Source organism: Amycolatopsis methanolica 239 (genome assembly GCF_000739085.1).
GTDB classification, from domain to species: Bacteria; Actinomycetota; Actinomycetes; order Mycobacteriales; family Pseudonocardiaceae; genus Amycolatopsis_E; species Amycolatopsis_E methanolica.
Window position 1 is genome coordinate 1,356,001 of sequence record NZ_CP009110.1, and the last position, 26,639, is coordinate 1,382,639.

Here is a 26,639-nt window from a genome sequence, read left to right on the forward strand (position 1 = left end):
ACCCGCATGAGCCCACGCTGGTACGAAGAGGGGGAGGAGCCCGACTACCGCTTCACCCTGGCCAACGAGCGCACCTTCCTGGCGTGGCTGCGAACCGCGCTCGCGCTCATCGCCGGCGCTGTGGCGCTCATGCAGTTCGTCCCCCAGTTCTCGGTCGCCGGGTTGCGTGGCGTCCTCGCCGCGCTGCTCGCCGTCACCGGCACCCTGCTCGCGGCGTTCGCCTACCGGCGCTGGGCGCGAGTGCAGCGCGCGATGCGCAACAAGCGGCCGCTGCCGATGACGTGGCTGCCATTCGTGGTCGGGTGGGCGGCCGCAGTCGCAGGTGCGGTCGTCCTCGTGGTCGCGCTGGCCACGGTCCGATGAGAGACCCCGGTCTCCAGCCGGAGCGGACCGCCCTGGCGTGGCAGCGCACCGCGCTCGCCGCCGCCGTCGCCGCCGTCCTCCTGCTGCGCAGCGGCCTGATCCGCGGCGCCCCGCTGGAGGTCGCCGCCGCGGGGTGCGCCGCCGCGGTCGTGGTGCTGTGGTTCATCGCCGTGCGGCGCCCGCCGGCGACCGGCAGCGCGCGCCACATCCTCGGCGCGGCGACCATCGCGGTCGCGGCGGCCGGTCTCCTCACCGCGATCCAAGTCCTCCTGCTGCCCTGAAAGCGTCCCGCAGCAGGCGGAGACCGGCCGCGATCCCGTCCGGCGACACGGCCCCGTAGCCGAGCGCGAGCCCCTGCTCCGGCGGCGAATCGGCGTAGTAGGTGTGCAACCGGTCGAACGCGACTCCCGGGGCGCGCAGGGCCGACGTGTCGACCACCGACCTGGCGCACACGTGCAGGCCCGCGGCGGAGGGCACGAGCTGAAGCCAGTCGCCGAACTCCCGCTCCAGCGTGCGCACGATCAGCTCGTGCCGGGCCGCGTACTCGCGAGTGGCCTTCCGGACGTGCCGGGTCAGCAGGCCCTCGTCCAGGAACCGGGCGAGCGCGGCCTGCGTGGTCAGGTCGCCGTGCCAGTCGGTGAGTTGTTTGGCCTTGAGCAGCGCGGGCCGCAGCGCCGCGGGCGCGATCAGGAAACCCAGCCGCAGCATCGGCAGCAGCGTCTTGGAGAACGACCCCACGTAGATGACCCGCCCGGCGCGGTCCAGGCTCTGCAACGGGTCCAGCGGCCGCCCGGCGAAGCGGAACTCGCTGTCGTAGTCGTCCTCGACGATCACCGCGTCCCGCCGCCCGGCCCACTCGAGCAGGGCGGCCCGGCGCGCCGGGGACATCGGCGTGCCCAGCGGGAACTGGTGCGACGGCGTCACGTACACCAGGCGGGCGGCGCCCGGGATCCGGTCCACGACGATCCCCTCGCCGTCCACCGGCACCCCGGTGACCCGCGCGCCGAGCGATGCGAGCAGTCGCCGCGCCGGGGGATAGCCGGGTTCCTCGACCACGACGCACGCCCCCGGCTCGACCAGCACCCGGCCGACGAGGTCGAGCGCCTGCTGCGCGCCCTGGGTGACCAGGACGTCCTCGGCCGCCGCCCGCACCGACCGCGCGATCCCGAGGTGCCGCGCGATCGCCGCTCGCAGTCCACTGTGTCCGGACGGATCGGCGTAGCCGGCCGGGATCTCGTGGCTCCGCAGGCTCTGCGAGACCAGCCGCCGCCAGGTCTGGAACGGGAAGAGGCTCGCGTCCGGGGCGCCGACGCGGAAGTCGTAGCGCACCGGCGCCGCCTCGACGGGGTCCGGCAGCATGTCCCAGAACGGTCGCGCGGCGAGCACACCCCGGGGCGCCCGGCGGGGCCGTCCCGGTGCGCTGCCCGCGACGAACGTCCCGGCCCCGACCCGCCCGGTCAGCAGCCCTTCGGCGGTAAGCCGGTCGTAGGCGGCGGCGACCGTGTTGCGGGAGACGGCCAGGGTCCGCGCGAGCTCCCGCGACGGCGGCAGTCGCTCGCCCGGCCGGAGGCGTCCGTCGGCGATCGCGTCGCGGACCTGGCGGTAGATCTGCGCGACGAGGTCACCGCCGGTCAGGCTGATGTGCAGGTCCACCACGCCTCCGAAAATGGCCCAAACAAGCAGGTAGGAATTGGAGCTTACCCCGGGCCAATCTGCTGCCTAGCGTTTTCGCCATGACGACGCCGACCTCTGGTTCGACCCGAAGTGCCCGTGGGCCTGGATCACCTCGCGCTCGCTGCTGGAGGTGGAGCGGGTGCGGGAGGTCCGGGTCCGGTTCCACGTGCTGAGCCTGTCGCTGCTCAACGAGGGGCGTGAGGTGGAGCCGTGGTACCGGGAGTGGCTGGACAGCGCCTGGGGCCCGGCACGGGTCGCGATCGCGGCGGAGCGCAGGTGCGGCAACGAGGTGCTGCGTGACCTCTACACCGCGCTGGGCAGGCGCATCCATCTGGACCGCGCGCCGCTCGGGCGCGACCTGTACCGCGACGCGCTGGCCGACTGCGACCTGCCCGCGGACCTCGCGGACGCCGCCGGCGTCACCGAGCACGACGACGCGCTCCGCGAGAGCACGTCGGCGGGTCTCGGGCCGGTGGGGGAGGACCTGGGCACCCCGGCGATCCACGTGACCGGCCCCGACGGCGAGGTCAACGCTTTCTTCGGCCCGGTGGTCACGCCGGTTCCCCGCGGCGACGCGGCAGGCCGTCTGTGGGACGGGGTGGTGCTGGTCGCGGGCACCGACGGCTTCTTCGAGCTGAAGCGGGCCCGCACGCGGCGCCCGGTCGTGTCATGACCGCCGCGCGGCTGCTCGCCACGGCGCAGCTGGTCAACTCGCTCGGCGACGGCGCCTACTACGTCACGTCCGCCCTGTACTTCACGCTGGTCATCGGATTGCCGTCGGCCCAGGTGGGGCTCGGGCTGACGCTCGGGTGGGCGGCAGGCGCCGTCGCCGGGGTGGGTACCGGTCACCTCGCCGACCGGTACGCGGCCGCGCTGCGTGGCGATCGCCCGCATGGCAGGGCCGGTGCTGCTCACGACGTTGGTCCTCGGCGGTGGTGCGGTGGGGTGGTTGGTCCTCGGCGCGCTGTTCCTGCTGACCGGTCTCGGGTTCGCGCCGGTGACGCGCTGGCGGCTCGCGAGCGCTTACCGGAATGGTCTTCCGGCCCTAGGCCGGGCGCCGCGCACGTTCCTAGCATCGGGTCCTGACCGTTCAACGGCGAACGAGGAATCGAGGCGGCAGGACTCATGGCGGGCAACAAAGCGGTCACCTATCTGGGACCCGGCAAGGTCGAGGTCGACACCATCGACTACCCGAGCTTCTCGATGAAGGACGGCCCCGGCGTGCACCAGGCCAACGTGGGGCGGGAAACCCATCACGGTGTCATTCTCAAGAACGTCGCGACCAACATCTGCGGCAGCGACCAGCACATGGTGCGTGGCCGCACGACCGCGCCGGAAGGGCTGGTGCTGGGCCACGAGATCACCGGCGAGGTGGTCGAGACGGGCCGGGACGTCGAGTTCATCAAGGAGGGCGACCTGGTTTCGGTACCGTTCAACATCGCCTGCGGACGGTGCCGCAACTGCAAGGAGGGCAAGACCGGCATCTGCCTCAACGTCAACCCGGATCGGCCTGGGTCGGCCTACGGTTACGTCGACATGGGCGGCTGGGTCGGCGGGCAGGCCGAGTACGTGATGGTGCCGTACGCGGACTGGAACCTGCTGAAGTTCCCGGACCGCGACCAGGCCATGGAGAAGATCCTCGACCTGGCCATGCTGTCGGACATCTTCCCGACCGGTTTCCACGGCTGCGTCAGCGCGGGCGTCGGTGTCGGGTCGACGGTGTACATCGCGGGCGCCGGACCGGTCGGGCTGGCCGCGGCGGCGTCGGCGCAGCTGCTCGGCGCGGCGGTGGTGATCGTCGGCGACCTCAACGCCGACCGGCTGGAGCAGGCCCGCAGCTTCGGCTGCGAGACGGTGGACGTGTCGAAAGGCGACCCGAAGGACCAGATCGCGGAGATCCTCGGCGTGCCCGAGGTCGACTGCGGTGTGGACGCGGTCGGGTTCGAGGCGCGCGGGCACGGCAAGGAAGCGTCCGACGAGCACCCGGCGACGGTGCTGAACTCGCTGATGGACATCACCGCGGCGGGCGGCGCCCTGGGCATCCCGGGCCTGTACGTGACGGGCGACCCGGGCGCCGCCGACGAGGCCGCGCGGCACGGTTCGCTGTCCATCCGGATCGGCCTCGGCTGGGCGAAGTCGCACGCGTTCACCACCGGGCAGTGCCCGGTGATGCGCTACCACCGGCGCCTGATGATGGCGATCCTGCACGACCGGGTCCAGATCGCGAAGGCGGTCAACGCGACGCCGATCCCCCTGGCCGAGGCCCCGCGGGGCTACCAGGAGTTCGACCAGGGCGCGGCGCGCAAGTACGTGCTCGACCCGCACGGGTTGCTGGCCAACGCCTGAGGGGAGGCCGTGCCGGGGGCGCACCGCTCCCGGCACGGCTGGTCAGCCGTAGGCGCGCAGGAAGGTGTCGACGGCCGCGGCGGCGACGGCGTCCCGTTCGGCCGCCGGGAGCGCCCGCGTGCCCAGCCGCGTCCGCGACTCCAGGGGTGCGGTGAGCGGCGCCCCGAACTGCTCCGCGGCCTGCGCCGGGTCTGTGATCTTCAGCTGGCCGTCCAGGGCGAGCCGCTCCGCCGCGATCCGCCAGTAGCGGGACGGATCGGCCGACGGCCGCGCGTGCTCCGCGTACAGCACACCCGGGACCAGCTGCGGGAAGTCCGACCAGATCGCGCCGGAGTGCCGGAAGCGGATCATTCGGCGGCCAGCCGGACAGCGAGGGCGGCGAACGTGCCCGCGAAGATCCGGCGCATCCACGCCCGCACCCGCGGCCGGGACAGCACGCGGTCGCGCATCGCCGCGGCGCCCGCCCCGTAGGCGACGAACACGACCAGCGTCAGGGCCATGAACACCGCGCTCAGCTCGGCCATCGTGAGCAGCGAGCGCGGATCACCGGGGTGCACGAACTGCGGCAGGAACGCGAAGAAGAAGATCGTGAGCTTCGGGTTGAGCACGTTGACCAGCACCGCGGACACGATCACCCGGGCGGCCGAGCGCGGCGCGGGCGCCTCCGGCGGCCGGTCCGGCTCGCGCAACGCCGACCACGCCAGGTAGAGCAGGTAGGCCACCCCGGCGTACTTGATCACCTGGAACGCCACGGCGCTGGCGTGCAGCAGCGCGGCGAGGCCGGTGATCGCGGCGACCGCGTGCGGAACGGTGCCCAGCGTGCAGCCCATCGCGGCGATGACGCTCGCCCGCGTGCCGTGCGCCAGGCCCGCACGCATGGTCAGCAGCGCACCGGTGCCCGGCGTGGCCACGACGACCAGCGCGGTGAGCAGGAATTCGACGGACATGCGACCAGCCTGGCGGGATACTGGTCCGGTGGACAGGTCCAAACCCGAGCCCGTTGAGAGGTCCGTAACGGGATCGGACTTCCTCCAGCTCGACATCGGCGAGGCCCCGCCGGGCGGGCGGTCGGCGTGGCTCGCGGCACGCCTGCGGGACGCGATCGCGGACGGGCGGCTGCCGGTGGGCAGCAGGTTGCCGCCGACGCGGACGCTGGCCGCCGAGCTGGGCGTGTCGCGCGGGGTGGTGACCGAGGCGTACCAGCGGCTCGTCGAGGACGGGCACGTCGCAGGGCGCGGCCGTGGCGGGACCGTCGTGGTGGCGGTACCCGTCACCGCGTCGCCCGCACCGCCGCCCGCGCCGAGCGCGGACGTCGTGTTCGAGCCGCGGCCGGACGTCTTCGACCGGTTGCGTGCCGCGCCGGCCCGCATCGACCTCACCCCCGGCGTGCCGGACCTGGCCGCGTTCCCGCGGGTGGCGTGGCTGCGGGCGGAACGGGCGGTGCTCGGCGGGCTGTCGGCGGCGGACTTCGGGTACGGCGACCCGCGGGGCGCGCCGGCGTTCCGGCTGGCGGTGGCGAATTGGCTGGCGCGCAACCGGGGCATCCGCGCTGATCCCGCCGACGTCGTCGTGGTCGCCGGGGTCGCGCAGGCGCTCGGCCTGCTCGCGACGGTGTTTCGCGCGCACGGCATCGGCGAGATCGCGGTGGAGGACCCCGGCTCGCTCGGCGCGCGGCAGCACCTCCGCAACAGGGGCCTGACCACCCCGCCGGTGCCGGTCGACGACGAAGGCGTGCAAGTGTCCGAACTGCGGTCGCCCGCGGTGCTGCTGACGCCCGCGCACCAGTTCCCCGTGGGCGTGGTGCTCGGCGGCGAGCGGCGGCGCGAGCTGATGCGGTGGGGTGGCCTGATCGTCGAGGACGACTACGACGCCGAGCACCGGTACGACCGCCCGCCGGTGCCCGCGCTGCGCTCGATGCTGCCCGAGCGGGTCTGCTACGCGGGCAGCATCTCGAAGCTGCTCGCCCCGGCGCTGCGGATCGGCTGGCTGCTCGTGCCCCCGCGGTACCAGCGGGACCTCGTGGACGCGAAGCGGTACGCCGACCTCGGCAACGCGGTGCTGCCGCAGCTGGTGCTGGGGCACCTCATGACGTCCGGTGAGCTGGAGCGGCACCTGCGCTTCGTGCGCCGCCGCCACCGGTGCCGCCGGGACGCGATGATCGACGCGGTCCGGCGGCACCTGCCCGGCGTGCGCGTGCACGGCGCGGCGGCGGGCCTGCACCTGATGATCACGTTCGACGGCGAACTGTCCGATGTGGACCTGGCGACCGCGGCGCTGTCCCGCGGGGTCAAGGTGCAGCCGCTGTCCTGGCACCGGCAGCTCCCCGGCGCGGCCGGCTTGGTGCTCGGCTACGGTGCCAGGTCGCCGGGCGAGATCGAGGAGGGTGTGCGGATCATCGCGGAGCTGGTGGCCCGTCGTAGCGCAGCATGAGTTCCGCCAGCTCGCCGCCGACGTCGGCGCGCACCCTGGCCCGCACCCTGGCCCGCACGTCGGCCGGCATGTCCTGGCTCAGCTTGAACACGCTGTGCACCTCACGCACCCGCACCCGGAACGCCACGTGCTCGACCAGCGATGCGAACCGCTCCCGGGACGACGTCATGTCCTACGACGGCGACCGCAGTTCCTCCGCCGGCGTCACCGTCTGCTCGACCACCGCGAGCGTCTCGGCGGGGTCGTCCACCGGCTCCAGCACGCCGGTCACGTGCACGGCCGCGTAGTTCCAGGTCGGCACGGCCGGGGTGTAGCCGTACGCGGTGGGGGAGACGTAGCCGTGTGCGTCGCGGAACACCAGCAGCACCGGGGCCGCGAAGCGAAGGACCGCCACTGCGGGTTCGCCCGCGCCAGGTGCCCCAGCAGCGCCACGTCGTCCCAGCCGCCGGGCAGCGGGCCCGCCGGGAACACCACCGGCAGGTGCGTGGCGACCGGCGCATCGTCGGACGGTGTCACCAGCAGCGCGAACGGGTCGCGCCGCAGCAGGCGATCTCGTCGGCGACCGACGGGGCCGCGTACCGGGCGAACTCGTGCACCTCAGCCCCGTGCGAGTGGCAGTGCGCACCGCGCGGCGCGGGCACGTCCAGCGTCGGGTTGCGGTCGAAGAACCCGGCCGGTTTCAGCGTGAACCCGCACCGGTCGACCGGCATCACCGGCCAGTCCTCGGTCCGCGGAAGTGCGTCAGGCCGAACGTGTGCCACACGACCAGGTCCGCACCGTCGATGTCCCGGTTTCCGCTGGTGTACGCGGGCAGCCCCTCGCCCGGCGGGCTCTGGTTCACCAGATCGCCGGCTGGGTAGCGCTCGTCCTCGGCGAAGCGCGTCACCCACAGGTGCTTCGTCGCGAACGTGGCTCTGCCGTGGATCGACGAGCCCTCATCGGCCAGCAGCACCGGAAGGCCCTCCGGCATCAACGCGTACCCGGGGTGCTCGCCGACGCGGTTCACCCGCTCCGGGTTGACGATGTGCCACACCCGCCCGCGGTCCGGCGCGGCCATCCGCTGCGCCTCCGACTCGCGCGACAACCGCCGGACGGACCGCGTGAACGCGTGGCCGTGGGGGTTCGAGGGACCCATCGGCACCCGTCGCATCTCGACCTCCTCCACCGCGTTGACGTCCCCGTCCGGGCGAGACCTGCGAGGCGTACGGCGCGATCCGCTCGTCGTAGGCGGCGGTGAACACGATCCCGGTCGCCTTGCACTCCAGCTCGATCGTGCCGTCCAGGTAGAGGCACCAGTAGAACCGTAGTCGTAGTTGCCGACGGTGACGAAGAACGACACGACCAGCCGCCGCTGCCGCCGGGTCTGCCTGCTGCCGTTGGACGGGTCGGTGTGCTTCCACAGCACCCCGGCGTCCTCTTCGTGGATGCAGATCGCGTTGGCCAGCGTCACCGGTTTGCCCTCGTCGTCGGCGACGATCGCGTCCACGTAGGTGATCTCGCCGAGGCAGTCGCAGCCCAGCTCGAGCGAGTTGGACAGCTTGCCGAGCTGGTACTCGCCGGTGCCGAAGTAGTTCTGCCAGAACCGGATGGGCCCGGGGTCGGCGTAGGGCACGACCATCTCGGCCACCGACGCGCGGTGCACGACCGGCCGCAGCCGCCCGCCGTCGCTGAACCCGAGCTGGTGCAGCACCAGGCCCTCGCGCATGTCGAACCCGACCCGGACCTGCCAGTTCTCCCAGGTCAGCAGCCCGTCCTCCAGCGTGAAGCGGGGGCCGTCCGGCTGGGTGATCTCGATCGGCCGCTGGGTGGTGCGCGCCGGGCCGGACACCGCCGGGTCGTCGTAGTCGCCGGATTCGGCCGGGATCGGCACCGCGCCGGTGTCCACGATCTCGACGACCTCGCGGGCGATCAGGTCGACGAACGCGACCAGCCCGTCCACCGGGTGCGCCCAGACCATTGTGGACGGTTCGGGCCGCCTGTGCGCGAGCACCCGCACCAGCCGCCTGCCCTCGTCACCGGTGAACCGGCCCGCGGACAGCGCCGCGAGGTACACCTGGGCGGGGTCGTCGATGCCCCGCTCGCGCAGCGCCGCGCACCACTCCTCGTCGGCGGCCATGATCTCGCGGACCAGCTCGTGCTCGCCGGTGAGCACCGGGACCTGGCCGTGCTCGCCGGTGACCGGCGTGCGGGAGCCGACCGCGTCGGCGGTGAGGTCGACCAGCACCTCTTCGGCGTCGCCGGAGGCGGTGTCGAGCAGGAGCGCCCGCGCGCGGCGGGGCACCGGCGCGCCGTCGAGCTCGTAACGCGCGACGTCGGATTTCGCCGGTTCCACCAAGCCCACATAGGAAAACCGCGTCGAATTCCGCGGAGCGCCGGATGTTTCCAGAATGTTTCGCACGCCGGTGATCTCGTTCGCGGTGAGGGGCGCGAGCGGGTGCGGGGCGCGACGGTCCGTCACGTGAGTCTCTTGAGGTCACCGGTGCCGGAACGTTCCGGCAGCGGGATCGGAGGCTAGTTCGCTTCGGGCAATTGGTCAATGACGGAAAAAGAGCGGTCGGCGTGATCGTGGACCGGGACGGCAAGGTGGTGCGCGGCAACTACCACGCCGGCACCGGCGAGCGGCACCTGCCGTTCGTGGACTACGAATCGGCCTGCGCCGGCACGGAAACGGCCCGCACGGCCTCGGGGAACACGACGTTGACGGTCGTCATCACCAACGCGAAGCTGAACGACGTGGCCCTCAAGCAGTTCGCGACGCAGGTGCACAGCTCGATGCACCGCACGATCCACCCGTTCCACACCGAGCTGGACGGCGACACGCTGTACGCGCTGACCACCGACGCGGTCGACCTGGAGGGCATCAACCCGACCGGGCTGGGCGCGCGGGCCTCCGAGGTGGCGTGGGACGCGGTGCTGGCGAGGACCCGATGAAGGTCGTGGTGGCCGACGACCCGCGGACGCTCGGCGCGGACTGCGCGGGCGAGATCCGGGCGGCCTTCGACGGTTACGCGCGGCTGTTCGCCGCCCACGGCATCGGGTTCGAGCAGGTGCGGGCGTGGGGCGCGGCGGCGCTGGAGGAAACCAGCGAATGAGCGCCGTCGCTGGGCGAGGAGCTGCTCGGGGTGGCCGAGGGCAGCGGGCTCGCGGGGTGGCAGCTGGGCGCGCTGAACGGGCGCACCGAAATCCTGGCCGCGACGGCCGTGACGGGCGAGGGGGGAGTGCTCCACGTCGGTGGTGCTCGCGGACGGCTCGCCGCGCACCGTGCAGACCTGGGACTGGTACGACACCCTGCGCGATTGGATGACCGTCGTGTCCTGGCCTGGCGTGTGCACGTTCACCGAGGCCGGCGTGGCCGGCAAGATCGGCGTGAACTCAGCCGGGCTCGGCGTGCACTTCAACGTGCTGCGGCACGCCTCGGACCACGCGGACATCGGCGTGCCGGTGCACGTGGTGGCGCGGCGGATCCTGGACGAGGCGTCGACCGTCGAGGAGGCCACGGAGCTGGCCCGCTCGGCGCGGTTGTCGGCGTCGTCGGTGATCACCGTCGTGACCGCCGACCGGGCGCGGTGCCTGGAACTGAGCCCGGCCGGGGTCAGCGTGGTCGACCCGGTGGACGGGGTTCTGTGGCACGCCAACCACTTTCTCGACGCGGCGCTCGCGCCGGGGGAACGGACCACGGTCGACGTGTCGACGACGCTCGCCCGCGGCTCGTGGCTGCGGGCGCACGCCGCGGAACTCGGCGCGGCGGACCTGACCGCGCGGGCTCGCTCGCTGTGCGCGCACACCGAGGACGGCGCGGCGGTCTGCGCGCACCCGGACATGTCGCTGCCCGCGCACGAGCGGTGGGAGAGCCTGGCGACGATCTCGTTGGACGTGGTGGCGGGGCGGATGCACGTGCACACTGGCGGCCCCTGTTCGGTGGCGCCGGAGAGCTGGGCGGAGTTCGGGGTCAGGCGCGCCGTGTCGACGACCGCTCGATGAGGCCGATCGCCTGGGTGCGCACGGTCCCGGGCGGCGCCTCGCCGGACAGGATGTCGAACAGCAGCCGCGCGCAGGAGTCGCCCGCGTCGCGCGGCCGCAGGTCGATCGCGGTGATCGGCGGGTCGTTGTGCGCCAGGGCGGTGCTGTCCACACAGGACGCGAGCAGCAGGTCCCTGCCGATCGTCCGGCCCGCGGCGCGGATCACCGGCAGCGCGGCGGCCGCGGCGCCGTCCGGCGCGCACACCAGCGCGTCGACCTCCGGATCGGCGTTGAGCAGCGCGCGGACGTTGTCCTGCATGACCGTGCTCGGCGACCCGAACGCCATCTCCCGCAGCCGCGGACGACGCCGGTGCCGCTCGGACCAGTCGAGGTAGGTGCGGTGCAGGGTGCGGCCCCAGTCGGTGACCGTGCTGGACGCGAGCAGCGCGATGTGCTCCGCGCCCGCCGCGGCGAGGTGGCCGAGGAGCTGTTCGAGCATCGCGGCGTGGTCGGACAGCACCACGCCCGCCGGTTCGGCGCCGCCGGTGAACCGCTCGCAGGTGACCACCGGCACGGCGGAGTCGAACAGGCCGCGGACCATCGGATCGGTTTCCAGCGGATCGCCGAGGATGATCCCGTCGACGCGGTGGAACGAGCCGCGGGCGGGCAGGTTGTGTGAGGTCAGCAGGGTGACGTCGTGGTTCTGCCGCGCGGCCTCGTCGACCACGCCGAACACGAACGACAGGTAGTACTCGGAGCGGGTGAGGATCTCCGGCAGGTGCAGCCCGATCACGCCCATGCTGGCGCGCCGCAGCGAGCGCGCCGCCGGGTTCGGGGTGTAGCCGAGCCGCCGAGCCACGGCGACCACGTGCTGCTTCGTCCGCTCCGACACCCGGCCGGAATCACGCAACGCGTCCGATGCGGTCGTCTTGGACACCCCGGCGGCCTTCGCCACGGCGATCAGCGTGACGGGCTCATCCTTGGTCACCCGACGACGATATCCGTGCGGTGATCAGCGGTGCGGCAGGTAAAGGCCGGTGTTCAGCTCGACCTCGCTCTGCTCGCGGTCGGACAGCGACGCGTCGCGGTCGCCCTGGGACGCCGAGCGGTCCTCGTGTGAGGCTCCCCGGTCCCGCGCCGCCTGCTGCCGGGCGGTTCTCGCCGAGCCCTGGTCGCTCGCCGCCTTGTTGAGGTAGGTCCGGACGTCGAACCGGCCCTCGGCCGCGGCGGCGCGGTCCCCTGCCGCCGCCAGCCGGTCCGCCTCGGCGTCCGCCATGAACGCGGCAACCGCGTCCGGATCGTCCGTCGCCAGTTCCTTTTCCCGGCGGGTCGCTTCGGCTTCGCGTTGCAGCGCGGCCCGCTCCCGGGCCTCGGCGTGCGCCAGCGACGTGAAGAGCGCGTGCCGCTCCCGCCGTTGCTGCGCCGCGTCGATCTCCGCGAGGGTGTCCCGGTCGACGGCTGCCCTGTCCCGGCGGTCGGCTGCCCGGTCGCGTGCGTCGGCCAGGTCGTCGCGTTCGTTGGCCGCGCGGTTCCGGTCGTCCGCTGCCTCGGTCATCTCCTCATCATTCCACGTCAGTGAGCCGGTCGCTGCTGCCTCCGCAGGGCCCGTGACTCGTTCGTGAGCCGTTTCGCCTCTTCGCGGCGCCGCGCCGCCTTGGCTCGCTCGCCTGCTGCTCGTTCGCAGGCCGTCTTGGCGTGCAGCCGGACCGCGGCGGCTGTGACGGCGATTTCGGTGCTGATGCCGCATACCAGCGCGGCGACGGTCCCAGCGTTGTGGTGCGGCCCTGCAGTGGCCATGTACGGGTATGCCCAGGTACGCACCGGCGAAACTCGCCGGCGGTGGAGTACCCCGTCGGGGGCGTGCCGTTGCGCCGGACATGAAGGCAATCGCGCTGACGGAGTACGGATCGGCGGACGACCTCCGGCTGGCCGATCTCCCGGATCCCAAGGTCGGTCCGGCGGAGGTCCTGGTCAGGGGCAAGGCCGCCGGGGTGAACCCGGTCGACTGGAAGCTCGCCGCGGGCGGGCTGGACGCCTTGATGGAGGTCCGGTTCCCGCTCGTGCGTTCGCGGTCGGCGACGAGGTTTTCGGCTACGTCCGCGAGGACTGGGTGCAGCAGGGCGCGTACGCCGAGCTGGTGACGGCGAACGTGCGGATGCTCGCGAAGAAGCCGCGTTCGCTGGATTTCACGCAGGCCGCGGGTGTGCCGCTGGCCGGGCAGACCGCGACCGCTCGTTGAAGCGCGTCGGGTTGCGGGCCGGTGAGACGGTGCTGATCCACGCCGCGGCCGGTGGTGTCGGCTCGTTCGGCACGCAGATCGCGGTCGCGCTGGGCGCGCGGGTGATCGGCACGGCGAGCGAACGCAACCACGACTACCTGCGTGCGCAGGGCACGGAGCCGGTCACCTACGGGGAGGGCCTGGCGGACCGGCTCCGTGAGCTCGGCCCGATCGACGCCGCGGTGGACTTCGTCGGTGGTGACGCTGTGGAGGCGTCCCGCGAGTTCGTGAGCCCGGACCGGATCGCGTCGATCGCGAACCCGGCGGTCGGCGCGCACGGCTACGTGTGGGTCCGCCCGGACGGCGCCGAGCTGGCCGAGCTGGCGCGCCTGGTGGACGAGGGCAAGCTGACGGTGCACGTCGACCGGACGTTCCCGCTCGCCGAGGCCGCCGACGCGTGGCGCTTGAGTCAGCAGGGTCGCACGCGCGGGAAGATCGTGCTGACCGTCTAGCCGACGAAGATGCAGAACGGGCGCCCGGCCGGGTCGGCGTAGACGTACAACGGTTCGTCGGGGTCGTCGCTGCGGTCGCGGAGCAGCCGGGCGCCGAGGCGCAGGGCCCGCTCGTGCTGGGCCTGCAGGTCGGTTTTGGTGGGCACGGTGAGGTCGAGGTGCAGCTGCTGCGGCACCGGGCCGTCCGGCCACGTCGCCGCGGGCAGGGTGGCGACCTGTTGGAAGGCCAGCTGGGGGCGGCCGTCCGGGGTGCGCAGCACGAGCCAGTCGGCGTCGCCGTCCTCGTCGCCCGGCCGGTACACCAGCCCGAGCAGCTCGCGGTAGAACTCCGCGAGCTGCCGGGCGTCGGTGCAGTCGAGGACGACCTGGCGGAACGTCGGCAGGGTCAGGTCGAGCATCCTGCCGCAGCCTCCCGGCCGCGGCAGCGCAACGGTCTGGGGGTGCCCGCCGGGTGGTGCGAATGAATCGACCCCTACCGCGTTCTCGCTGGTAGGGGCCGGTTTTTGCATGTGGTGCTGGGTGCCCTCGGCAGGATTCGAACCTGCGACACCTGCCTCCGGAGGGCAGTGCTCTATCCCCTGAGCTACGAGGGCCCATCGCTGGGCGACGTGACAAAGCCTAGCGCACCCGTGTTTCCGCCCTGTGGGCGGCTACCCCTTCGGAGGGGGCGCCACGGCCGCCGCTCGGTTAGGCTGCGCGAAGAAGGCAAGCCTTACCTGCCCTTGAATACATGCGCATATCACTATATATTCCCGGTGCGGGACAGAGGAGGACACCAGCGCATGGGACACGGCCACGGACACGGGCACCAGCCGCCCGGTAGCGCGTCCGCCCGATATCTGCCACGGCTCGCCGCGGCGCTCGGGATCGGCGTCGCCTTCCTGTTGCTCGAGGTCCTCGTCGGGGTGGTCACCGGGTCGCTCGCGTTGATCTCCGACGCCGGGCACATGCTCACCGACGTCCTCGGGCTGGCGATGGCCCTCACGGCGATCGTCCTGGCGCGCCGGTCCGGGCCGAGCTACCGGCGCACCTTCGGGCTCTACCGGGCCGAGGTGCTCGCCGCGCTGGCCAACGCCGTCCTGCTCTTCGGGGTGGCCGGCTACGTGATCTTCGAGGCCGTCGAGCGGCTCGCGAACCCGCCCGCGGTGCCCGGCCTGCCCGTGCTGCTCGTGGCGGTCGCCGGGCTCGCCGCGAACGTCGTCGCCTTCGCGCTGCTCCGCGACGGCTCCAAGGAGAGCCTCAACCTGCGCGGCGCGTACCTGGAGGTCCTCGCCGACCTGATCGGGTCGGTCGGCGTCCTCGTCAGCGGCGTGATCACCCTGACCACCGGCTGGCGCTACGCGGACGCCCTCATCGGTGTCGCGATCGGACTGTTCGTGCTGCCGCGCACCTTCACCCTCGCCCGGCGGGCGCTGCGCATCCTCTTCCAGCACGCTCCCGCCGAGGTGGACGTCGAACGCATCAGCGCGGAACTCGCCGAGCTCGCCGGGGTGTGCGACGTGCACGACCTGCACGTGTGGACGCTCACCTCGGGCATGGAGGTCGCCTCCGCGCACCTCACCCTGGAACGCACCGCGCAGCCGGCCGAGGTGCTCGCCGCCGCGCAGACGCTCCTCAAGGACCAGTACTCGATCGAGCACGCCACGCTGCAGTGCGAACCACGCGAATCCGCGGCGCGCTGCCAGGAACTCAGCTGGTGATCACGGACTGAGCGCCCAGGCGTGGCACCCGCGCCTCGCGCCTCGCGACCGCGAAACTCGCGCCCGGGAGCGTGGGACTCGCGTTTTGTGGGGGTCAGGGGAATGGCAGTGGTTGTGCGCCGCGCGCGGTGAGCATGTTCCGCATCACCGTCATCTCCGCGCCCTGCGACGTCAGGATGCTCTGCGTCAGCGCCTTGACCGCGGACACGGAGGTGTGGTCGTGCGCGTACTGCGCCATCTCGGTGCCGCCCTGGTGGTGCCGCAGCATCAGCTGCAGGAAGTACACGTCCAGCTCGGCGCCGGACAGGGAGCGCAGCTTCGCCAGCTCCGCGTTGGTCGCCATACCGGGCATCGGCGCGCCCGCAGACGCCCCGGCTGACGACGTCGGCGCCATCGCCATGTGGTCGTGCCCGGCGTCGGCCGTCATCCAGGTCATGTACTCGCCCGTGGCCTGCTCCGGCTGGCCCCACAGCATGAGCCAGCCCTTCATCCGGCCGACCTGCTCGCGCTGCGTGGACTCGATGTCGAACGCCAGCTGCTTCAGCTGCGGATCGCTCGTGTGGTCGCGCTCCCAGCCGGCCATGGTCACGGCCTGCAGGTGGTGCACCGACATGTCCTGCGCGAACCCGACCTCGACCGAACCCTCCGCGGGCGTGGCGGAGGTCTCCGGACCCCGCGCCAACGACGTCAGGAACATCCCGAGCACCGCGCCGACCAGCAGCACCACGACCACCGTCGCGCCGATGACGACCGGCCGGGGGCCCGGCCGGTCCGCCACCGGAGCGTCTTCTTCGTCCGCCATCAGGATCAGGACGTCGGGGCCGAGCTGGGCATCCCGGTGTCCTGCTGCGTGCCCGCGGAACCCTGGTAGTCCATCGGCTTGGCGTCCGGGCCCGGCGGCGTCGGGTCGAACGGCGGCGGGTTGTCCGGGTCGAAGGCGCCCGCGCCGAGGGCGTCGCACGAGGCACCGACCTCCGGGTAGGTGTTCTGGTTGGTCCGCAGCGCGGTGATGAACTGGTCGATCCGCTCGTCGGTGGCCGAGCCGACCTTCAGCTGGTGGCCCCAGGACTGCAGGGAGACCGCGGAATCGAGGCCGGGGTAGGGCGACATCATCGTGTACGGCTTGCCCTCGACCTTGGATTTGAGCGTGTTCAGCGCGTCACCGCTGACCTGGTCGGGGTTGTAGGCGATCCACACGGCCCCGTGTTCGAGCGAGTGCACCATGTTCTCCGTGCGCACCGCGACGGGGTAGACGACGCCGTTGCACGCCGCCCAGTAGCCGTCGTGCGGGCCGCCGTAGGGCGGGCTGTGGTCGTAGGCCACCCGCTCGGTCGGCAGGATGTGCACGCTGGCCTGGTACTGGCCGGTGACGATGCCGGGGATGTTCAGCGACGGGTCCGGGTTGTCCGCGGTGGGCGCCCAGCTGGCCAGCGCGCGCTTGGGCGCGGACTGGACGAGGTAGTAGGTGACCACCACGGCGGCGAGCGCGACCACCGCGACCACCGAGATGATCGTGCCCCAGGGCACACCCTTCTTGGACACCACCGAGCCGCGGGCCGCCTTCACGCTGCCCTTCTTCGGTGCGCCCTTCCTTTTAGTGCCGCTGGCCATGGCTCCCGCGTCTCCCGTCAAGTGGATATACCCGGGTAGAGTTTAGGGACCCCGTGTTCGGTCCCTGTCAACGGCCGAGGTCGCGGCCCTTACACTCGGCTGGTGACTCCCGAGGCCCTAGCTGACCTGGTCCGTACGTCCGCCGCGCAGGTGCTCACCGCCCGTGGCGCCGACCCAGCCGTGCTCCCCGCCACGGTGACCGTTGAGCGCCCGCGCAACCCGGAACACGGAGACTACGCCACCAACCTCGCGCTGCAGGTGGCGAAGAAGGCCGGCCTGGCCCCGCGCGACTTCGCCCAGGAGCTGGCCGACGCGCTCGCCGCCACCGACGGCATCGACTCCGCCGAGATCGCGGGCCCCGGGTTCGTGAACCTCCGGCTGGCCGCCGACGCCCAGGGCGAGCAGATCCGCCAGGTGCTCACCCTCGGCGACGCCTACGGCCGCGGCACCGCCCTGGCCGGCCGCAAGATCAACCTCGAGTTCGTGTCGGCGAACCCGACCGGCCCGATCCACCTCGGCGGCACCCGCTGGGCCGCGGTGGGCGACGCGCTCGGCCGGGTCCTGCAGGCGCAGGGCGCCGACGTCACCCGCGAGTACTACTTCAACGACGCCGGCGCGCAGATCGACCGGTTCGTCCGGTCCCTGATCGCCGCCGCGAAGGGCGACCCCGCGCCGGAGGACGGCTACGCGGGCGCCTACATCAGCGACATCGCCGCCGAGGTCCTGCGCCAGGAGCCCAGCGCGCTGTCGCTGCCCGAGGACGAGCGCAACGAGACGTTCCGCCGCATCGGCGTCGACCTGATGTTCGGCGAGATCAAGAAGAGCCTGCACGAGTTCGGCACCGACTTCGACGTCTACTTCCACGAGGACTCCCTGCACCAGTCCGGCGCGGTGGAGAAGGCCGTCGAGAGCCTCAAGGAGAACGGCAGCCTCTACCACGCCGACGGCGCCTGGTGGCTGCGCTCCACCGAGTTCGGCGACGACAAGGACCGCGTGGTCATCAAGAGCGACGGCGCGCCCGCCTACATCGCCGGTGACATCGCCTACCTGCACGACAAGATCGGCCGCGGCTTCGACCTGTGCATCTACATGCTCGGCGCGGACCACCACGGCTACATCGCCCGGCTCAAGGCCGCCGCGTCCGCGATGGGCCACGACCCGTCCGTGGTCGAGGTGCTCATCGGCCAGCTGGTGAACCTGGTCAGCGAGGGCAAGCCGGTCCGGATGAGCAAGCGCGCGGGCACGGTGATCACGATGGAGGACCTCGTCGAGGCCGTCGGCGTGGACGCCGCCCGCTACGAACTGACCCGCTACTCCGTCGACTCCAGCATCGACATCGACCTCGACCTGCTGCGCAAGAGCAGCGACGAGAACCCGGTGTACTACGTGCAGTACGCGCACGCCCGGCTCGCTTCGCTCCAGCGCAACGCCGCCGACCTCGGACTGAAGTTCGACAACGACGCCGACTTCGGGCTGCTCACCCTCGACCGCGAGGGTGACCTCATCCGCACGATCGGGGAGTTCCCGACGATCGTGCAGCGCGCCGCCGAACTGCGTGAACCGCACCGCGTGGCGCGTTACCTGGAAAGCCTCGCCGGCGCGTTCCACAAGTTCTACGCCGTCGCGCAGGTCCTGCCCAAGGGCGACGAGGAAGCCACCCCGCTCACCTTCGCCCGCCTCGCCCTGTGCGAGGCGGCGCGCCAGGTGTTCGCGAACGGCCTCGCCCTGCTCGGTGTCTCAGCTCCGGAACGGATGTAAACCCAGATGGCTCACCCCGCCGGCCCGCGGCACGCGGAGGTCTACCCGCATGCCGACACCTCCGGTTTTCCCCCGTCCAGTTCCGAAGAGCTCGACCGGCTCTACCCGAAGGTCTGGCCCCGCAACTCCTACCGCGCCCCGGACGGCGTGGTGCGGATCGCGGGCGTCGACGTCCGGCAGCTGGCCGAGACCTACGGCACGCCGTTGTTCGTCGTCGACGAGGCCGACTTCAAGTCGCGCTGCGCCGAGTACGCCGAGGCGTTCGACGACCCGTCGCTGGTGCACTACGCGGCCAAGGCGTTCCTGTGCACCGAGGTGGCCCGCTGGGTCGCCGCGCAGGGCCTGAGCCTGGACGTCGCCAGCGGCGGCGAGCTCGCGGTCGCGCTGCGCGCCGGCTTCCCGCCGGAGCGGATCACCTTCCACGGCAACAACAAGTCGGTCGCCGAGCTGGAGACCGCGGTCGGCGCCGGGGTCGGCACGGTCGTGCTGGACTCCTACTACGAGATCGCGCGGCTGGCCGACGTCGCGGCACGGCTCGACGTCGAGCAGAAGGTGCTGATCCGCGTCACGGTCGGCGTCGAGGCGCACACGCACGAGTTCATCGCGACCGCCCACGAGGACCAGAAGTTCGGCTTCTCGCTGGCCGCGGGCGACGCCGCGGAGGCGGTGCGCCGGGTGCTGAACGCGCCGTCGCTGCGCCTGGTCGGCCTGCACAGCCACATCGGGTCGCAGATCTTCGACGCCGACGGCTTCGAGGTCGCCGCGCGCCGGGTCATCGGGCTGATGGCCGAGCTGGTCAAGGAGCACGGCGAGCAGCTGCTGGAGCAGCTGTCGCTGGTGGACCTCGGCGGCGGGTTCGGCATCGCCTACACCGACAAGGACAACCCGCCGCCGCCGGCGCAGATGATCACGCAGATCCGCGAGATCGTGCGCAAGGAGTGCGAGTTCGCCGGGCTGCCGGTGCCGCGCATCGCGGGCGAGCCGGGCCGCGCCATCGCCGGCCCCGGCACGGTCACGCTGTACGAGGTGGGCACCATCAAGGAGGTGTCGCTGGGGGACAACGAGTCCCGGCGCTACGTCAGCGTGGACGGTGGGATGAGCGACAACATCCGCACGCCGCTCTACGACGCGGTGTACGACGTCCGCCTGGTGTCGCGCGCGAGTGACGACGGGACGAGTGAGCAGGTCGGCGCGGCGCTGAGCCGCGTGGTGGGCAAGCACTGCGAGTCCGGCGACATCGTCGTGCGGGACTGCTGGCTGCCGGACACCCTCGCTCCCGGCGACCTGCTCGCCGTCGCGGCAACCGGCGCGTACTGCTACTCCATGGCCAGCAACTACAACCGGCAGCCGCGCCCCGCGGTCGTCGCGGTCCGCAACGGCAGCGCGCGGCTGCTCCTGCGCCGCGAGACGATCGACGACATGCTGCAGCTGGAGGTGTCGTGACTGCAATGTCCACTGTAGACGGCAAGACGGTGCGCGTCGCGCTGCTGGGCTGCGGCACGGTCGGCACCGAGGTCGCGCGGCTGCTCACCGAGCAGGCGGACGAGCTCGCCGCCCGCGCCGGCGCCCCGGTCGAGCTGGCCGGCATCGCGGTGCGCCGCCCGGACAAGCACCCCGAGCTGCCGCAGCACCTGCTGACCAACGACGCCGCCGCGCTCGTGGAGTCCGATGTGGACGTCGTGGTCGAGCTGATCGGCGGCGTCGACCCGGTGCGCGAGTGGCTGCTCACCGCGCTGCGCAAGGGGAAGTCGGTCGTCACGGCGAACAAGGCGCTGCTGGCCGAGTACTCCGCGGAGCTGTTCGAGGCGGCCGACTCCAGTGGCGCCGACCTCTACTTCGAGGCGGCGGTGGCCGGCGCGATCCCGTTGCTGCGCCCGCTGCGCGAGTCGCTGGCCGGTGACCGCATCACCAAGGTGATGGGCATCGTCAACGGCACCACCAACTTCATCCTGTCCGCGATGGACTCCACGGGCGCCGGCTACGCCGAGACGCTCGACGAGGCCAGCCGGCTCGGCTACGCGGAGGCGGACCCGACCGCGGACGTGGACGGCTACGACGCCGCGTCCAAGGCGGCCATCCTCGCCTCGCTGGCGTTCCACACCCGCGTCACCGCGTCCGACGTGCACCGCGAGGGCATCTCGAACGTGTCCGCTTCGGACATCGCGGCGGCGAAGGCGCTGGGCCGCACGGTGAAGCTGCTCTCGATCTGCGAGCGCGTCGAGGGCGAGGACGGCGCGGAGTCGGTGTCCGCGCGCGTGCACCCGGTGATGCTGCCGCGCACCCACCCGCTGGCGAACGTCGGCGGCGCGTACAACGCCGTGTTCGTCGAGGCGGACGCGGCGGGCAGCCTGATGTTCTACGGCCAGGGCGCCGGTGGCGCGCCGACGGCCAGCGCGGTGCTCGGCGACCTGGTCGCGGTGGCCCGCAACCGGGTGCTCGGCGGCCGCGGCCCGCGCGAGTCGGCGCACGCCCAGCTGCCGGTGCGGCCGATGGGCCGGACCCCGACCCGCTACCACGTCAGCCTCGACGTGGCCGACAAGCCGGGTGTGCTCGCCCAGGTCGCGCAGGTGTTCGCGGCCCACGAGGTGAGCATCGCCGCGGTCCGGCAGCGTGACCGGCACGACACCGCCAGCCTCGTCATCGTGACGCATCTCGCACCGGACGCGGCGCTCGAGGCGACCGTCGAGGCCATCGGGAAAATGGACGTCGTCAACGAGGTCGTGAGCGTGATGCGGGTGGAAGGCGAGGATTCATGACTGCGAAGGCCGGCTGGCCCGGGATCATCGAGGCGTACGCCGACCGGGTACCGGTTCCGGCCGGGGCGGAGGTCATCACCCTCGGCGAGGGCAACACGCCGCTGATGCCCGCGCCGCACCTGTCCGAGCTGACCGGGTCGACCGTCTACCTGAAGGTCGAGGGCGCCAACCCGACCGGGTCCTTCAAGGACCGCGGCATGACGGTGGCGATCACCCACGCGAAGGCCAGCGGCTTGCAGGCGGTCATCTGCGCCTCGACCGGCAACACGTCGGCCTCGGCCGCGGCCTACGCCGCGCGCGCCGGACTGACCTGCGCGGTCCTCATCCCGCAGGGCAAGATCGCGATGGGCAAGCTCGCGCAGGCCATCCTGCACGGCGCGCGCATCCTCCAGATCGACGGCAACTTCGACGACTGCCTCGAACTCGCCCGCAAGACCGCGATCGACCACCCGGTCACGCTGGTCAACTCGGTCAACCCGGTGCGCCTGATCGGCCAGAAGACCGCCGCGTGGGAGATCTGCGACGTCCTCGGCCAGGCGCCGGACATCCACTGCCTGCCGGTCGGCAACGCGGGCAACATCACCGCCTACTGGGCCGGGTACTCCGAGTACGCCGCAGACGGTGTGGTGAAGAACACCCCGCGCATGTTCGGGTTCCAGGCGGCCGGTGCGGCCCCGCTGGTGAAGGGGGAGCCGATCGCCGAGCCGGAGACGATCGCGACCGCGATCCGCGTCGGCAGCCCCGCCTCCTGGGAGGGCGCGGTGAAGGCGAAGAACGCCTCGGGCGGCCTGTTCGAGGCGGTGACCGATGAGAAGATCCTCGCCGCGTACCGCCTGCTGGCCAGCAAGGAGGGCGTGTTCGTGGAGCCGGCGTCGGCGACCAGCGTCGCGGGCCTGCTCGCCACCGCCGCCGACGGCCGCCTGCCGAAGGGCTCGACGGTGGTGTGCACCGTCACCGGCCACGGCCTCAAGGACCCGGGCACCGCGCTGGAGGGCAACGTCGAGGTGGAGCCGCTGGCGGTGGACCCGCGGGCCGTCGCCGCGGCGCTGGAGCTGACGTGACCGCTCTGAAGGTGACCGTCCCGGCGTCGAGCGCGAACCTCGGCCCGGGCTTCGACGCGCTCGGGCTGGCGCTCGCGCTGCACGACGTCGTCGAGGTGCAGGTCACCGACGCCGGACTCAAGGTCGAGGTGTTCGACGCCGGGGCCGGCGGGGTCGAGGACGTGCCCACCGACGACACGCACCTGGTGGTGCGGGCGCTGCGGCGCGCGTGCGAGCACCTCGGCGTCACGCCGCCGGGGCTGCACCTGCGGTGCTTCAACAAGATCCCGCACGCGCGCGGGCTCGGTTCGTCGGCCGCGGCCGTGGTCTCCGGGATCGCCGCCGGCTACGCCCTCGCGGAGCGGCCGTTGGACGGCGACGCGGTCCAGCTGGCCGCCGAGTTCGAGGGGCACGCGGACAACGCCGCCGCCAGCCTGCTGGGCGGGTTCGTCCTGGCGTGGTGTGAAAAGGGCCGTTTTCACGGGGAACGGCTGACGCCGCACCCGTCGATCCGCCCGGTCGTGGCGGTGCCGTCGGTGAAGTCGTCCACGGAGGCGACGCGCGGGCTGCTGCCGGAGAAGGTGCCGCACGCCGACGCCGCGTTCGCGGCGGGCCGCGCGGCGCTCGCCGTGCACGCCCTGACCAGAGATCCGTCGTTGCTGCTGCCCGCCACCGAGGACCGCCTGCACCAGGACTACCGCGCCCCCGCCTACCCGGCGACCGGGCGCCTGGTGCACGACCTGCGTGCCGCCGGGGTCGCGGCGACGGTGTCCGGCGCCGGGCCGACCGTGCTCGCCCTGACGGTCGACGGAATAATTCCCGCGTCGGTGGACGTTGCAGGGTTCGAAGTCATCGAGCTGCCGGTCGACCAGACCGGCGTCCAGGTCACGGGCCGGTAGATTCCGTGCGGAGATTAGTGGCACGCCGGGGGGTGGTTGTTGCACCTCGTGCCCGGTCGGTCTACCCTCGGGGGCGTTCGATCACCGCGCGCAATCGCACCCGGTGTCGGTCCCGGGGGTTCGTCCCGGATCGCATTCTCTCGTTGAGTCGATAATTCCGCATAGCTGGTGCAGGGATTGACCTAGGCGGGTTTCCGGTAGCCACGGTGACACGAATCCGGCGCGTTCCACCTGGAGCACGCGAGAACCCCGTGTGGCGGCTCCGCCGCTGTGACCTGCGTGTCCCGGCCGGGGAAGCCACACCGGGCAGGAGCAGACCGCCTCGCGATCGGACGCGGGCGGTAGTCCGCTGATCCACCTGGAGGCGTGGATCGGTCAGGAAGGACATGTGTGAGCAACACCGATCTTTTGAGCGGCGACGTGGCGACCGCCGCGACGAACGCTGAGCCAGGGGAGAGCAACGGCCCGGCCGCGCCGAAGCGCCGCAGCGGCGGCCTGTCCGGCATGGTGATCGCCGATCTGCGGGAACTCGCCACCCAGCTGGGCATCGGCGACACCAAGGGGATGCGCAAGGGCGACCTGATCGCCGCGATCCGCGAGCGCCAGGGCAAGGCCCCGCGCAAGCGCGCCGCCGACGAGACCCTGCCCCTCGAGGGCATTGCCGCGAAGGTGGAGGCTCCGGCGCCTGCCAAGTCCGCCGAGAAGGCGCCCCGGCAGGCCGCGGCCCCGGCCGACAAGCCCGCCCCGGTGGTGGAGAAGGCCGAGAAGCCGGCTCCGGCCGAGAAGCCCGTGAACGGCGCCGAGGCGCCCCAGCAGGGTGAGGACGGCCCCCGTCGCGAGGGCGGCGCCCGCCGTCGCCGTGGCGCGAACCGCGCCGCGGGCAGCCCGGACAACCGCGGTGGCAACGACCGCGGCGGCAACGACCAGCGCGAGCAGCGCGGTGGCGACCAGGCCCAGCAGGGCGGTGGCGACCAGCGCAAGCAGAACAACCGCGACTCCGGCGCCGGCCAGTCCAAGCAGAACCCGGGCGGTGGCCAGAACTCCGGTGGCGGCCAGAACAACGCGGACGACGACGAGGGCGGCCGTCGCGGCCGCCGGTTCCGGGACCGCCGCCGTCGCGGTGGCAACCGCGGCGAGGGCGGCACGGACACCGAAATCCGCGAGGACGACGTCTTGCTGCCGGTCGCCGGCATCCTCGACGTCCTGGACAACTACGCGTTCGTGCGCACCTCGGGTTACCTGCCGGGGCCGAACGACGTGTACGTGTCGCTGTCGCTGGTGCGCAAGCACGGCCTGCGCCGCGGTGACGCGATCACCGGTGTCGTCAAGCAGCCGCGCGAGGGCGAGCAGCAGCGCCAGAAGTTCAACCCGCTGGTGCGCGTCGACAGCGTCAACGGTCTGGACCCGGACGAGGCCAAGCGCCGCCCCGAGTTCACCAAGCTGACCCCGCTCTACCCGAACGAGCGGTTGCGCCTGGAGACCGAGCCGCACAAGCTGACCACCCGCGTGATCGACCTGGTCATGCCGGTCGGCAAGGGGCAGCGCGCCCTGATCGTGTCGCCGCCGAAGGCGGGCAAGACCACGATCATGCAGGACATCGCGAACGCGATCACCACGAACAACCCCGAGTGCCACCTGATGGTCGTCCTCGTCGACGAGCGTCCGGAAGAGGTAACCGACATGCAGCGGTCGGTGAAGGGCGAGGTCATCGCCTCGACCTTCGACCGCCCGCCGTCAGACCACACCTCGGTCGCCGAGCTGTCCATCGAGCGGGCCAAGCGCCTCGTGGAGATGGGCATGGACGTGGTGGTCCTGCTCGACTCGATCACCCGCCTCGGCCGCGCCTACAACCTGGCGGCCCCGGCGTCCGGCCGGATCCTCTCCGGTGGTGTCGACTCGACGGCGCTGTTCCCACCGAAGCGCTTCCTCGGCGCGGCGCGCAACATCGAGAACGGCGGCTCGCTGACGATCTTCGCCACGGCGATGGTCGAGACCGGTTCCACCGGTGACACGGTGATCTTCGAGGAGTTCAAGGGCACCGGCAACGCCGAGCTCAAGCTCGACCGCAAGATCGCCGAGCGGCGCGTCTTCCCGGCGGTGGACGTCAACCCGTCCGGCACCCGCAAGGAGGAGCTGCTGCTCTCGCCGGACGAGCTCGCGGTCACGCACAAGCTGCACCGGGTCCTGCACGCGCTGGACTCGCAGCAGGCCATCGACCTGCTGCTGTCCCGCCTGCGCAAGACGAAGACCAACATCGAGTTCCTGATGCAGGTCAGCAAGACGGCTCTGGCGTCCGACGACGACTGAGAGTCGTAGCAAGCGAAAAACGGCCACCCTCCCCCAGGAAGGGTGGCCGTTTTCGTTGTGTTTCCTACTGGTGGGGGACAGCGGCGGGGGTCCAGCCGCGGTAGTTGCTGTAGTAGCTGTAGCCACCCTGGGACTTCGTGACGTGCCCGATCTTGCCGCCGACGCTGGTCGCGTAGAACCCGCCGGCACCGTCGGAGATGCCGACATGGCCGTAGGGCGAGGAGATGTTCCAGTACACGAACGCGCCCAGCGGCGGGTTCCGGTCGCCGGCGTGTTTGTGGCTCGCGCCGTTCCAGTGCGCGTTGGCCGAGGCCCACACGCCGGTGGTGCCGTAGGCGTTCTCGCAGTAGCCCTGGTAGGCGGTGCTGCCGATGCGGGCCCTGAACCACGCGACGGCGCCGGCCGGTGTGCCGTCACCGGCGGCGAGGATCGAGACGTCGCTGCTCGGGGCGATGGTGGCGAGGGCCGCGGCTTGGCTCGTGGCCGGCACGAGGGCGAGTGCCGTGGCGGCGAGCGCGGCGACGGCGGCGGACTTGGCGGTGCGCGAAAGTGACATCGGCTCCTCCTCACCCGGCGGGTCCGGGTCTCGGCCGGGAGCGTCGCGTGCGCCCGTACAAAACCCGTAAAGGTCCAGTACCCGGAATATGCGCCGTCCGGGGGGCGTTGACCTGCACGTCAGCGCGTCTGGCAGAATCAATCCGCTAACGTCCGGCTCCGGTTCACCCCACGTGTCGAAGAACGCCGCGGGGACCCGGCGGCCACCGAGAGAGGACTCCATGAAGAGCGGTATCCACCCCGAGTACGTGCCCACCACCGTCACCTGTGGTTGCGGCAACACCTTCACGACCCGCAGCACCAAGACCTCCGGCGCCATCACGGTCGAAATCTGCTCGAACTGCCACCCCTTCTACACCGGCAAGCAGAAGATCATGGACACCGGTGGCCGGGTCGCGCGCTTCGAGGCGCGCTACGGCAAGCGGGCCGGCAAGAAGGCCGACGCCAAGTAGCTCCACCGCCGGCGCCCACTCCCGACGATCGGGGGTGGGCGCCGCTTTTGTGTCCTGA

At 72.1% G+C, this 26,639-nt stretch carries 25 protein-coding genes, 1 tRNA gene and 5 pseudogenes; 18 read left to right on the top strand and 13 right to left on the bottom strand.

All coding sequences use genetic code 11. The features are described 5' to 3' along the window. Nucleotides 1-6 precede the first annotated feature (6 nt). Together AMETH_RS06590 and AMETH_RS06595 are read left to right on the top strand one after the other, a co-directional pair. The gene (locus tag AMETH_RS06590) at nucleotides 7-363 is read left to right on the top strand and encodes a YidH family protein (RefSeq protein ID WP_017987269.1); all 357 of its coding nucleotides are present in this window, start codon (nucleotides 7-9) and stop codon (nucleotides 361-363) included. Then, a complete protein-coding gene (locus AMETH_RS06595; protein WP_017987270.1) occupies nucleotides 360-644 on the top strand; it encodes a DUF202 domain-containing protein in 285 nt (94 codons plus the stop codon). The genes AMETH_RS06590 and AMETH_RS06595 overlap by 4 nt, the downstream gene beginning before the upstream one ends. Here AMETH_RS06595 and pdxR (AMETH_RS06600) read toward each other — a convergent pair. Continuing rightward, nucleotides 613-2,016, bottom strand: a complete 1,404-nt coding sequence (gene pdxR / locus AMETH_RS06600) for a MocR-like pyridoxine biosynthesis transcription factor PdxR (protein WP_020486770.1) — start codon at nucleotides 2,014-2,016, stop codon at nucleotides 613-615. The genes AMETH_RS06595 and pdxR (AMETH_RS06600) overlap by 32 nt on opposite strands. Nucleotides 2,017-2,104: 88 nt before the next feature. Between pdxR (AMETH_RS06600) and AMETH_RS06605 the strand changes: the two are divergent. The 3 genes and pseudogenes from AMETH_RS06605 to fdhA all read left to right on the top strand — a co-directional run. Then, nucleotides 2,105-2,710, top strand: a pseudogene (locus tag AMETH_RS06605) (mycothiol-dependent nitroreductase Rv2466c family protein); the annotation flags it as partial. Beyond that, nucleotides 2,707-2,898 (top strand): annotated as a pseudogene (locus AMETH_RS42400) (MFS transporter); the annotation flags it as partial. The pseudogenes AMETH_RS06605 and AMETH_RS42400, both read left to right, overlap by 4 nt. Before the next feature lie 264 nt (nucleotides 2,899-3,162). Continuing rightward, nucleotides 3,163-4,383: a formaldehyde dehydrogenase, glutathione-independent gene (gene fdhA / locus AMETH_RS06610; RefSeq protein ID WP_017987273.1), complete on the top strand. Its 1,221-nt coding sequence runs from the start codon at nucleotides 3,163-3,165 to the stop codon at nucleotides 4,381-4,383. A gap of 42 nt (nucleotides 4,384-4,425) precedes the next feature. Here the strand turns inward: fdhA and AMETH_RS39705 are convergent, their stop codons facing one another. Both AMETH_RS39705 and AMETH_RS06620 read right to left on the bottom strand, forming a co-directional pair. After that, nucleotides 4,426-4,734 carry a TetR/AcrR family transcriptional regulator C-terminal domain-containing protein gene (locus tag AMETH_RS39705; RefSeq protein WP_017987274.1) on the bottom strand — a complete coding sequence of 103 codons (309 nt, stop codon included), beginning with the start codon at nucleotides 4,732-4,734 and terminating at the stop codon, nucleotides 4,426-4,428. After that, nucleotides 4,731-5,330, bottom strand: a complete 600-nt coding sequence (locus tag AMETH_RS06620) for a LysE family translocator (RefSeq protein WP_017987275.1) — start codon at nucleotides 5,328-5,330, stop codon at nucleotides 4,731-4,733. Before AMETH_RS06620 ends, AMETH_RS39705 begins: the two co-directional genes overlap by 4 nt. A gap of 28 nt (nucleotides 5,331-5,358) precedes the next feature. Here AMETH_RS06620 and pdxR (AMETH_RS06625) point away from each other — a divergent pair, with 28 nt between their 5' ends. Next, a complete protein-coding gene (gene pdxR / locus AMETH_RS06625) occupies nucleotides 5,359-6,813 on the top strand; it encodes a MocR-like pyridoxine biosynthesis transcription factor PdxR (protein ID WP_017987276.1) in 1,455 nt (484 codons plus the stop codon). On the opposite strand, the gene AMETH_RS35520 is transcribed toward pdxR (AMETH_RS06625), so the two are convergent. From AMETH_RS35520 to AMETH_RS06635, 3 genes and pseudogenes are all read right to left on the bottom strand, one after another. Next, nucleotides 6,776-6,982, bottom strand: a complete 207-nt coding sequence (locus AMETH_RS35520) for a hypothetical protein (RefSeq protein WP_017987277.1) — start codon at nucleotides 6,980-6,982, stop codon at nucleotides 6,776-6,778. The genes pdxR (AMETH_RS06625) and AMETH_RS35520 overlap by 38 nt on opposite strands. Before the next feature lie 3 nt (nucleotides 6,983-6,985). Continuing rightward, nucleotides 6,986-7,329 (bottom strand): annotated as a pseudogene (locus AMETH_RS42405) (FMN-binding negative transcriptional regulator). After that, nucleotides 7,326-9,271 (bottom strand): annotated as a pseudogene (locus tag AMETH_RS06635) (copper amine oxidase). Before AMETH_RS06635 ends, AMETH_RS42405 begins: the two co-directional pseudogenes overlap by 4 nt. A gap of 101 nt (nucleotides 9,272-9,372) precedes the next feature. On the opposite strand from AMETH_RS06635, the gene AMETH_RS06640 reads away from it, so the two are divergent. The 3 genes from AMETH_RS06640 (at nucleotide 9,373) to AMETH_RS06645 (ending at nucleotide 10,794) form a co-directional block, all read left to right on the top strand. Then, on the top strand, nucleotides 9,373-9,744 hold the full coding sequence (locus tag AMETH_RS06640) for a P1 family peptidase (protein ID WP_017987280.1): 372 nt from the start codon (nucleotides 9,373-9,375) through the stop codon (nucleotides 9,742-9,744). Next, nucleotides 9,741-9,905, top strand: coding sequence for a hypothetical protein (locus AMETH_RS39715; protein ID WP_017987281.1), 165 nt, complete (start codon nucleotides 9,741-9,743; stop codon nucleotides 9,903-9,905). The genes AMETH_RS06640 and AMETH_RS39715 overlap by 4 nt, the downstream gene beginning before the upstream one ends. A 139-nt stretch (nucleotides 9,906-10,044) precedes the next feature. Further along, nucleotides 10,045-10,794, top strand: a complete 750-nt coding sequence (locus AMETH_RS06645; RefSeq protein WP_017987282.1) for a C45 family autoproteolytic acyltransferase/hydrolase — start codon at nucleotides 10,045-10,047, stop codon at nucleotides 10,792-10,794. Here AMETH_RS06645 and AMETH_RS06650 read toward each other — a convergent pair. Together AMETH_RS06650 and AMETH_RS06655 are read right to left on the bottom strand one after the other, a co-directional pair. Continuing rightward, the gene (locus AMETH_RS06650; RefSeq protein WP_017987283.1) at nucleotides 10,763-11,761 is read right to left on the bottom strand and encodes a LacI family DNA-binding transcriptional regulator; all 999 of its coding nucleotides are present in this window, start codon (nucleotides 11,759-11,761) and stop codon (nucleotides 10,763-10,765) included. The two genes, AMETH_RS06645 and AMETH_RS06650, sit on opposite strands and share 32 nt — an antisense overlap. Nucleotides 11,762-11,785: 24 nt before the next feature. Continuing rightward, nucleotides 11,786-12,328, bottom strand: a complete 543-nt coding sequence (locus tag AMETH_RS06655; protein WP_017987284.1) for a hypothetical protein — start codon at nucleotides 12,326-12,328, stop codon at nucleotides 11,786-11,788. Nucleotides 12,329-12,650: 322 nt separating this feature from the next. Between AMETH_RS06655 and AMETH_RS06660 the strand changes: the two are divergent. Further along, nucleotides 12,651-13,503 (top strand): annotated as a pseudogene (locus AMETH_RS06660) (NADP-dependent oxidoreductase). Here the strand turns inward: AMETH_RS06660 and AMETH_RS06665 are convergent. Beyond that, entirely contained in the window at nucleotides 13,500-13,901 is a 402-nt protein-coding gene (locus AMETH_RS06665) for a VOC family protein (RefSeq protein ID WP_017987285.1), read from the bottom strand. The pseudogene AMETH_RS06660 and the gene AMETH_RS06665 overlap by 4 nt on opposite strands. 122 nt (nucleotides 13,902-14,023) lie before the next feature. Beyond that, nucleotides 14,024-14,096, bottom strand: a tRNA-Arg gene (locus AMETH_RS06670). A gap of 189 nt (nucleotides 14,097-14,285) precedes the next feature. Between AMETH_RS06670 and AMETH_RS06675 the strand changes: the two genes are divergently transcribed. Next, nucleotides 14,286-15,203, top strand: a complete 918-nt coding sequence (locus tag AMETH_RS06675; RefSeq protein WP_017987286.1) for a cation diffusion facilitator family transporter — start codon at nucleotides 14,286-14,288, stop codon at nucleotides 15,201-15,203. A 94-nt stretch (nucleotides 15,204-15,297) separates the two neighbouring features. Here the strand turns inward: AMETH_RS06675 and AMETH_RS06680 are convergent, their stop codons facing one another. Next, nucleotides 15,298-16,005 (bottom strand): DUF305 domain-containing protein, encoded by a 708-nt coding sequence (locus AMETH_RS06680; RefSeq protein WP_017987287.1) that lies wholly within the window; start codon nucleotides 16,003-16,005, stop codon nucleotides 15,298-15,300. 5 nt (nucleotides 16,006-16,010) lie between these two features. After that, nucleotides 16,011-16,814 carry a DUF3105 domain-containing protein gene (locus AMETH_RS06685; protein WP_026153871.1) on the bottom strand — a complete coding sequence of 268 codons (804 nt, stop codon included), beginning with the start codon at nucleotides 16,812-16,814 and terminating at the stop codon, nucleotides 16,011-16,013. A gap of 102 nt (nucleotides 16,815-16,916) precedes the next feature. Between AMETH_RS06685 and argS the strand changes: the two genes are divergently transcribed. The 6 genes from argS (at nucleotide 16,917) to rho (ending at nucleotide 25,574) form a co-directional block, all read left to right on the top strand. Further along, the gene (argS, locus tag AMETH_RS06690) at nucleotides 16,917-18,572 is read left to right on the top strand and encodes an arginine--tRNA ligase (RefSeq protein WP_026153872.1); all 1,656 of its coding nucleotides are present in this window, start codon (nucleotides 16,917-16,919) and stop codon (nucleotides 18,570-18,572) included. Nucleotides 18,573-18,578: 6 nt separating this feature from the next. Beyond that, nucleotides 18,579-20,015: a diaminopimelate decarboxylase gene (gene lysA, locus AMETH_RS06695; RefSeq protein ID WP_017987290.1), complete on the top strand. Its 1,437-nt coding sequence runs from the start codon at nucleotides 18,579-18,581 to the stop codon at nucleotides 20,013-20,015. A gap of 5 nt (nucleotides 20,016-20,020) precedes the next feature. Beyond that, entirely contained in the window at nucleotides 20,021-21,328 is a 1,308-nt protein-coding gene (locus AMETH_RS06700) for a homoserine dehydrogenase (protein ID WP_017987291.1), read from the top strand. Continuing rightward, complete coding sequence (thrC, locus tag AMETH_RS06705) at nucleotides 21,325-22,389, top strand: threonine synthase (protein ID WP_017987292.1); 1,065 nt, start codon at nucleotides 21,325-21,327, stop codon at nucleotides 22,387-22,389. Before AMETH_RS06700 ends, thrC begins: the two co-directional genes overlap by 4 nt. After that, entirely contained in the window at nucleotides 22,386-23,267 is an 882-nt protein-coding gene (gene thrB, locus AMETH_RS06710; protein WP_017987293.1) for a homoserine kinase, read from the top strand. The genes thrC and thrB overlap by 4 nt, the downstream gene beginning before the upstream one ends. 390 nt (nucleotides 23,268-23,657) lie before the next feature. After that, complete coding sequence (gene rho / locus AMETH_RS06715; protein WP_017987294.1) at nucleotides 23,658-25,574, top strand: transcription termination factor Rho; 1,917 nt, start codon at nucleotides 23,658-23,660, stop codon at nucleotides 25,572-25,574. A 64-nt stretch (nucleotides 25,575-25,638) separates the two neighbouring features. Here rho and AMETH_RS06720 read toward each other — a convergent pair whose 3' ends face one another. Next, nucleotides 25,639-26,130, bottom strand: coding sequence for a hypothetical protein (locus AMETH_RS06720; RefSeq protein ID WP_017987295.1), 492 nt, complete (start codon nucleotides 26,128-26,130; stop codon nucleotides 25,639-25,641). A gap of 220 nt (nucleotides 26,131-26,350) precedes the next feature. Between AMETH_RS06720 and rpmE the strand changes: the two genes are divergently transcribed. Next, complete coding sequence (gene rpmE, locus AMETH_RS06725) at nucleotides 26,351-26,581, top strand: 50S ribosomal protein L31 (protein WP_017987296.1); 231 nt, start codon at nucleotides 26,351-26,353, stop codon at nucleotides 26,579-26,581. The last annotated feature ends 58 nt before the right edge of the window (nucleotides 26,582-26,639 follow it).